Origin of the sequence: Marinospirillum minutulum DSM 6287 (assembly GCF_000422325.1) — a bacterium.
GTDB classification, from domain to species: domain Bacteria; phylum Pseudomonadota; class Gammaproteobacteria; order Pseudomonadales; family Halomonadaceae; genus Marinospirillum; species Marinospirillum minutulum.
Window position 1 is genome coordinate 1 of the sequence record NZ_AULO01000001.1, and the last position, 7,711, is coordinate 7,711.

The window sequence follows — 7,711 nt, forward strand, 5'->3', positions numbered from 1 at the left end:
TTTCATAAAATATTGTATGGCTTTCATGGGAATGCTTTCTTAAGCCAGAAATTATATAGTCACAAGGAGTGCCAGACATTGGGTTTTCTGCTAAAAAAAGGAAGGTTAGATCGAGATCTTTTATATAGGCTTTGCGTTGCTCAGCGCCCCATGTCTTTTGTGTGTATGCAGCTATATTTTTTAAGTCTGCACGTGCAGCCCTTGAAACAGAAAATAAACTCATTTACCAAGCTCGTTATCAAGTTCTGCCATCAAGGCATCATAACTATATTCGGCAGTGCCACTCACTATACCTTCTTGTATAAGTGCACGCAGTGTTTCAAGCTTTTGGCTTTCATCCTCAAGCTTACGCAGCCCAGCACGAATTACTTCGCTAGCCGAGCCATAACGCCCATCAGCTACCTGTCGTGCAATAAACTGATCAAAATGGTTACCCAAACTAATACTTGTGTTTTTAGCCATACATCACCTCAAAATTACCAATATTTATTATATTTTGGTATAAAAACCATAACAAGTCAAAGCACTCGGACGCAGCTATGCTGCGCCGGTGTTTGAGGCGTTATATTTCTCCATCACGAGAATGAGAATTCCAAGTTTTCACCAGAATTAACTATTATAGTTTTGGTGTTGTGTAAACCAGAAAGTGCATCTTTTACGCAAGAGGCGACTACTTCTGCAAGCCTACAGGGAACAGCGTTGCCAATTTGAGAATACACTTTGCTGCTTGGTCCACACCAAACATAATCTTCTGGAAAAGTCTGGAGCAAAGCCGCCTCATTAATAGTTAGTCTTCTTAGGTATGATGGGACATCGTGCATACCTTGAGGCTTACCGCCAGCCATTAAATGCTTATGGTAACTCTCAACCCACGATTCTTTACCAAGGTATAAGTGGTTGTCGTCGATAATGGGAGTCCGGTTCCCTCCCATGCTTGCAGGTAAAGTGCTTGCCCAGCCGTCAGGGTTTAGCGGTCTGCCCTGTCCATTAAACAGCATACCCGCGTAAGGCGATTTTCTAAGTACAGGCTTAGCGGCTAAAGTCACCTTAGCATTGCAAATTCGATCGTTGCGTTTAGTACCTGGCTTCCCAAGAGGTATTAATATATCCCTAAGAGTTGGGGCGACTATTAAGTATTTATTAAAATGGCCTTTGTAGATGGGGTTAATACCATTTTGAACGCCAATAAAGAAAACTCTTTCACGGGACTGCGGCACGCCAAAGTCTTTGGAGTTTAATATATGAATTGTGACGGTATAACCAGCTTTCTGAAATCGTGATATGAGTGCTGTTCTTACAGTTTCAAACTTTGATAGCGTACCAAGAGCTTTCACATTCTCCATCACAAAAGATTTTGGCTTAACTTTCTCAATGATATTACAAAAGCTGAAGATCAATTTGCTTCTCGGGTCATCGGGATCCATTTTTCCGGCTACAGAAAATCCCTGACAAGGGGGGCCGCCGAAAATTACGTCTATCCCTTTATAGGAGTGCAGCTCTTCACCACACACATCTAGATCACCCTCGATTAATTTAGATTCAGGGTGATTGGCTCGAAATGTCTCGCAGGCATGTTTGTCCAGTTCATTGGCGGCGAGCACATCAAAACCCGCTGCTTTGAACCCAACATCCATTCCTCCTGCGCCACTAAAAAGAGAAATTGCCTTCATTGAAATATTCCAATTCCGAATAATTTGTGAATTATAGCATGATACGGAAAAGCTTTAAACCTCTAAGTGACAAAAATATGAGCAAAACCATACATGATAGCTTCTACCGAAAACTTGTAAGTGAACTAGCGGAAGAACGGATTAGGCTAAGCATTTCTCAAGGCGAACTTGCTAGTCAGGTGGGTCTAAATCAGTCTGATATATCCAAGGTTGAAAAATTTGAAAGACGCTTAGATGTTCTTGAGTTTTCGATGATTCTCAAAGCGCTTCGCATCAAAGAAAATGTGCGCTTACAAAATATTGTTAAAGATTTCACTGGAGTACCGCATGGCGAAGATCGCTGAACGAAATAATTCAGGTCAATACTATGTCAACACCAGGCTGGGTGTTGCAAAAACTAAGAAAGAAGAGGATTTTCCAGAATTTACTTCAGGCTCTAATGTTCACAAATTGCTTACTGATTTGATTGAAGTTAATGCCAAGGGATTTCGTGGCGTTGTTATAACGGCATTAACAGGTATTCATCTAAATGGAAGTTATGATCCCTTGAATAACTTTTATGGGTGTAACCCGCGTTCTATTTTTGAGGGTGGCATTTGGTATGCTTTACAGGAAAATGGAATACCATGCGGAAAGTCAGATCCATTAAATGTGGCAAAAAATTCTAACCAACTTAATGAAGACTGGGCGCACGGAAAAAGGCCGCAGACGGCGGCTATGGCAGCAGTTAGTTTTTTACGCTTGGTTATGGAGTCAAAGCAAAATAAAAGAGCGAGGTTGATAGATTATTTCTTTTACCGTTTATGGAAGTATTCCCAAAGTATTACTGGCTATCAACTTTCTGAAGTTGAGGCATCGGATCACTCAAATCAGATTATTGGTTCTAAGCTTGCGGATTTCACGCTAAAGTATCCTGAGTATGGAAATCTTCCACAATATTTAGTTTCTCAATTGCTTTCAGGTATATTTCGTGTCTCTACAGTCGAAGTAGTTGGTGGTGATGAAAGTGTATTTGGAACCAATACGACATCAAAGAAGCCTGCTGATATATGGCTTGAAGTTGAAGGAGTTCAGACAAATCTTTATGAAGTTACTGTTAAGCCAGTTTCAAAAAAGCGTCTTGATGATAGCCTTGATGCCTTGCAGTCAACCGGGCACATAAATAACCCTGTAACATTCATATGTAGAATTGATTCAGATGTTCAAGGCTTGGATCTCGTAGATGGAAGTTTCGAATATAAAGGAAAGCGATTTGATTTTGTTGATTATCGCCATTTTTGCCTCTCCTTGTTTGCGCTATTAAATGAAGAAGAGTGCTCAACAGTATTGAAGAACGTTGCTTTTTTTGTTCGAGATAAAAATATTTCGATGAGAACAAAAGCGGGGTGGAATGAGTTCTTCGGAAGCGAAATATAACAAAGTACTGCACGCGGATAAATTACTCGCTACGCTCGCAATTTACCGGTGAGCACGGCGTTAGCTTTCTTTCAAAATATTTAAAAATGGTAAATAGAAAAACAATCATGGAAGTAATTTATGGTAAATAGTAATGCAGGTGTAGAAGGTGGCTCTGGCTATTCGTTTCAGCGCTGCTGTGTTGTCTTTCTGTTATTTGAAGACTATGAAGAGATCAACTCAAATAATTACTTTATTTGCTTGGAGCACCATGAGGATTTTCTATTTGCATTTTTGGATGACAATGGACAGTTAAAAAAAGTTGATACATACCAAGCGAAGAAATCAAGAGATGACTGGAGAACAGATCACGACCTTTGCGAAATTATTGGTAAAATGACGATGGTAGGAAAAGAGCTTGTCAGCGACCCTATTGAAAAATCTAACGATTATCAACACACATTAAATTTTCTTACCAATCGAAGCATATTATTAACAAGCAAGCAAGAAAAGGGTAAGAAGCAAGATAAAGTTAAAGTCCAAGTTTCAAATAAAAGAAAAAAATATTCTGATTTGTCGGTCAAGATTAAGAGTAACATTGAGCCTCGGATTTGCAAATCGATACTTGAAATCACTCAATTAGAGCATGTTTATTTTCAATATATTGATTTTGCTCAAAGCCACAAAAGCTGGCAAAGAGTATTAAAAGGTTTGGCCGTTGAGCACTTTGGTCAAGAGGTTCACGACCACGAGGCTGTTATTACTACATTAATGCAATTATTAGAAGATGTAGCACAAACTTATAATGATGATAATAAAGTTCTTTTGTCTGATCGCAGCAAAAGAGTTACAAAAATTCAATTAAATGACACATTTAAAATGTTTACTGAAAGTAGAAAGTCATTTGATTTTTGGAGGCGATATTCAGAGCAAATTTCAACTCAACTAGATTTAAAACTTCCAATACGTCGAAGAGCCAAAGAGTTGCTTGAAAATTGTTTTGATTATTTTAAAGATATCCAGCAAATTGAATATCGAAAAATTTATAAATTTGTTAAAGAGAAAACGGATGTTGATGAGTTGCACGTGAGTGAAGCTGATTGTATTGTAGACTTATATAACCGCTATCAAGAAGAATTTCAACCTAGATTAGAAAACTATATGGTTTCATTCGCAGTAATTGCAGCGTATGTTGAGACAAGAGGAATGCATGACTAATTTAATTTTGAAAAGCTTATTGGTTTACTCACCAAATGACGAGAAAGGCTTTTACACAGCTTTCAGTGAGTCAGTAAATATCGTCCACGGTCGAAATACTTCAGGGAAAAGTACTCTTATTCAGTCAGTTATTTATGCCATGGGGATAAATGATTCAAAAGATTATCTGAGTGATATTAATAATGATGGTGTTTTTTTCCGTCTTGATTGCGTTCTAAAAGGTAATAACGAATATTGTGATCTGGTGTTTGTTCGTTCGGATGACACGTTGGTTTTAAAAAAAGGGAGTGAGCCACCTATCAGATTTGATGGTATTAATAGTAATAACTCTTTTGAATATGGCAGATATAAAAATGCTTTTTCAAAACTGATTGGTTTTGATTTGCTGTTGCAAAAGCAATCAGAGTTAATTAGTGCACCATTAGAAGCTGCACTATTACCTTATTATGTGTCTCAATCAGTAGGCTGGGTTTATATACGTGAATCAATTGGAGATTATAGGTTTTATAAGGATTTTAAATTCGATTATTTGGATTATTATCTAGGCATTGAAAGTGGTTATGACAGAATAAATAAATATAATCTTGAAAAAGAGAAAAAAGAGCTGAAGTTTGAGCTGAATCAACTTGAGGCTTATGAAGATAAAAAAGAAAACTTTAAAGTATCAAAAATACTTGATGAACGTTTTAAAGGCGAAGCTGAAAGCTACTTAGAAGGCTATCAATGTTTAAATAAAGGCTTGTCTGAAAAAGAAACTGAACATACAAAGTTATGCAATAAGTTGAGTATGTTGAGAGGTCGACAGAAGGTATTGACTCAAATAATAGCCAACATTAAGAATCAAAAACCAAAAATTGATGAATGTCCTACATGCAATCAAAACCTTCCTGGGGGCTTGAAAGAGTTCTACCTCTATAGTCAAGATATTAATGACGCTTTAAAAGAAAAGGATAATATAAAAGAGCAAATAAAAAAAATCGCAGCGCAATTGAATTCGGTCGAGAATGCAATATCGATATTAAGATCAAAAATAGAGAAAGATTATGCTTTGTTGCGAAATTTAAAGGTGAGTAATATTACATTTGACTCTTGGCTAGATCATAACGCAAATCTAAGAATGTTAGAAAACATATCAACCAAGAAAACATCTTGTAAAAAAAGAATTGATGAGATAGAAGGTGATATAGGAAGGATTGGAAACGGTGTTGATATAGATGTTTTGAGACGTAATAAGGAAAAAGAGTTTTTTTCTATATTCAAACGCAATGTCTTAGCTTTAGATGCTCAACTTCCAAAAGAAGAAAAATATCATAACTTATATTCTTTAAGCTCATTTCCATGTCAAGGTGTTGAACTGCACAAATTATTAATGGCTTATAATTTTTCGTTTTACGAAATGGTCATAAAAAACCAGAAAATTCATAGCTTCCCATTTCTTCTTGATGCTATTTTTAAAGAAGACATTGATACAGAGAGTCGAGGTAAGATATTTAATTTTCTTTCTCATGAAACTAAATCTAGTGGGCAGGTTGTTTTTTCTGTCGCGGAATACAAGGGGGATGAAACTTCATCAGTTCCACTTTTTGATATTGAGGCTATTAAGAGTCAATATTTTACCTCAGATACAAAATTAATATGTATTGGAGATAGCAAAACAAAGCGGTCGTTTTTATCAAAATCAGCTGTTATAAATAGTGGATTAATTAACGATACAATAAATTTGTTGGAAGTTGTCTGATCACATTACCCAAGCTAACAAGCACATGTTGTCGGACTGGTTTTCCGCTGTGCTTCAAACCAGCCGCAAATGCGGGCGTTAAATTATAAGGTAAGTTATGCGTATTTTATTATTTATATTTTTTGTTATTTCTTTGCCAGTGAATGCGAAAACATTCGATATTAGTAGGTTCAACAATGCTAATCAGTTGATTTGGGATGATGATTTCAAATTGCACATAAATGAATATTTTGGAATTACACAAAAAAAATATTTTTGGTCAAATGCTACCATTTCTGAACAAGTAAAAGCTGGATTCGGTGGTGCACCCGAGAATGTAAAAGCTGTAGGAGACAAGGTGTATCTTGTTAGTGCTTGTCGAGCTCATTCTTGTGATGAAAAATCAGCCTATATTACAAGCGGTGATTTAGAGCTTTTTGCTGTTATTTCGTACCTTTGTGAAAATGATAGTAGAGATATAACATATTGTCCTGATGGGCAATTAGTCATTTTCTATAAGGATATTTTAGCTAAGGATTCATTAAGCAGTTATCTTATCGACTGGAAAGACTCTCATGTACCTAAGGCAAAAGTTATATACGAAAAAATAATTTAACAAAGCATTTAAGAAGGACAGTCAACGCTTGGCAGTTTTGGTTTGTTTGGCATTTGAGGTTACGGTTGGTTAGTTTGAGCGCAGTTGTTTGCGTTGCCTGCCCCTTAATGCGGCGTTCAGGCTGTAGAAAAACCTTCTAAATTATGGTTTGATTGGACTTTCAGATAACGAGGGCATGAGGATGGCTCGATTCAAGCATTACGTCTATAACCAGCAGACGATGGTGGTAATTAATTATCTTGAACAGCTTCAGCTTGGCACCTTCGAATTTGCTCTGCATTATCTAATCTCTGAAAAATTAGACCTGTCTGCTTTTCACAAGCCTTATAAAAATGATGCCGAAGGCCGCCCAGCTTACGATCCAGCCATTTTGCTAAAGATAATCTTGTTTGCTTACTCCAAAGGCATTACCTCTAGCCGTGAAATTCAGTGGTGCTGCGAAACGAATATCATCTTTAAAGCCTTATCCTGCGACAGCGTTCCACACTTCACTACTATTGCCCATTTTGTTAGCAGCCAAAGCCAAGCCATTGCCACCTTGTTTGAACAAGTGCTGCTGGTCTGTGATGAACAGGGTCTTTTAGGCCATGAACTGTTTGCCATTGATGGCTGTAAAATGCGTTCGAATGCCGCCAAAGCATGGTCTGGTACCTTTAAAGAACTGGAACAAAAGCGCCAAAAACTGAAGCGCTTAATTAGCTACCATTTAACAGAGCATCAGAAAAAAGACAGCTGGGAAAGTGAAGAAGAACTGGATCGCGCTATTCGCCAAGTCAAAACTATTTTAACGCTGGATAAAGCAGCCAATAAGATTGATAAATTTTTAAAGCACAATGAACCTAGACTGGGTAAAGGCAAACGTAGCAACGAAGTGAAGAGCAATATTACTGATAACCAATCAGCCAAAATGACGACCAGTAAAGGTACGATTCAAGGTTATAACGGTGTTGCTTCCGTTGATAAAAAACACCAAATTATCATTGATGCGCAAGCTTTTGGGGAAGGGCAAGAACACCACACTTTGCAACCGGTGCTAGAAACCATTCAAGAACGTTACAAGCGGCTGGGTATCAGCAAAAACCTCTATGAAGAAGG

General features: G+C 37.3%; 9 protein-coding genes. 6 read left to right on the forward strand and 3 right to left on the reverse strand.

The annotated features are described in order from the left end of the window. From H571_RS0100005 to H571_RS0100015, 3 genes are all read right to left on the reverse strand, one after another. On the reverse strand, positions 1–223 hold a 223-nt coding region (locus H571_RS0100005; RefSeq protein WP_027847515.1), incomplete at its 3' end, for a type II toxin-antitoxin system RelE/ParE family toxin. Further along, complete coding sequence (locus H571_RS0100010; RefSeq protein WP_027847516.1) at positions 220–462, reverse strand: type II toxin-antitoxin system ParD family antitoxin; 243 nt, start codon at positions 460–462, stop codon at positions 220–222. The genes H571_RS0100005 and H571_RS0100010, both read right to left, overlap by 4 nt. A gap of 113 nt (positions 463–575) precedes the next feature. After that, entirely contained in the window at positions 576–1,670 is a 1,095-nt protein-coding gene (locus H571_RS0100015; protein ID WP_027847517.1) for a DNA cytosine methyltransferase, read from the reverse strand. Between the two features lie 77 nt (positions 1,671–1,747). Here H571_RS0100015 and H571_RS13595 point away from each other — a divergent pair, with 77 nt between their 5' ends. From H571_RS13595 to H571_RS0100045, 6 genes are all read left to right on the forward strand, one after another. Further along, positions 1,748–2,014 (forward strand): helix-turn-helix domain-containing protein, encoded by a 267-nt coding sequence (locus H571_RS13595; protein ID WP_051168013.1) that lies wholly within the window; start codon positions 1,748–1,750, stop codon positions 2,012–2,014. Then, on the forward strand, positions 1,998–3,086 hold the full coding sequence (locus tag H571_RS13600) for a hypothetical protein (protein WP_051168014.1): 1,089 nt from the start codon (positions 1,998–2,000) through the stop codon (positions 3,084–3,086). The genes H571_RS13595 and H571_RS13600 overlap by 17 nt, the downstream gene beginning before the upstream one ends. Positions 3,087–3,206: 120 nt before the next feature. Continuing rightward, entirely contained in the window at positions 3,207–4,283 is a 1,077-nt protein-coding gene (locus H571_RS0100030) for a dsDNA nuclease domain-containing protein (protein WP_027847518.1), read from the forward strand. Then, entirely contained in the window at positions 4,276–6,021 is a 1,746-nt protein-coding gene (locus H571_RS13605) for an SMC family protein (protein ID WP_051168015.1), read from the forward strand. Before H571_RS0100030 ends, H571_RS13605 begins: the two co-directional genes overlap by 8 nt. A 97-nt stretch (positions 6,022–6,118) precedes the next feature. Beyond that, complete coding sequence (locus tag H571_RS0100040) at positions 6,119–6,616, forward strand: hypothetical protein (protein WP_027847519.1); 498 nt, start codon at positions 6,119–6,121, stop codon at positions 6,614–6,616. A gap of 181 nt (positions 6,617–6,797) precedes the next feature. Then, a partial coding sequence (locus H571_RS0100045) for a transposase (protein WP_027847520.1) occupies positions 6,798–7,711 on the forward strand: 914 nt, incomplete at its 3' end.

What these genes read in the sequence shown, in the direction of transcription:
- H571_RS0100010 (WP_027847516.1), bottom strand. Translation starts at nt 462, where the DNA reads ATGGCTAAAAACACAAGTATTAGTTTGGGTAACCATTTTGATCAGTTT.
- H571_RS0100015 (WP_027847517.1), bottom strand. Translation starts at nt 1,670, where the DNA reads ATGAAGGCAATTTCTCTTTTTAGTGGCGCAGGAGGAATGGATGTTGGG.
- H571_RS13595 (WP_051168013.1), top strand. Translation starts at nt 1,748, where the DNA reads ATGAGCAAAACCATACATGATAGCTTCTACCGAAAACTTGTAAGTGAA.
- H571_RS13600 (WP_051168014.1), top strand. Translation starts at nt 1,998, where the DNA reads ATGGCGAAGATCGCTGAACGAAATAATTCAGGTCAATACTATGTCAAC.
- H571_RS0100030 (WP_027847518.1), top strand. Translation starts at nt 3,207, where the DNA reads ATGGTAAATAGTAATGCAGGTGTAGAAGGTGGCTCTGGCTATTCGTTT.
- H571_RS13605 (WP_051168015.1), top strand. Translation starts at nt 4,276, where the DNA reads ATGACTAATTTAATTTTGAAAAGCTTATTGGTTTACTCACCAAATGAC.
- H571_RS0100040 (WP_027847519.1), top strand. Translation starts at nt 6,119, where the DNA reads ATGCGTATTTTATTATTTATATTTTTTGTTATTTCTTTGCCAGTGAAT.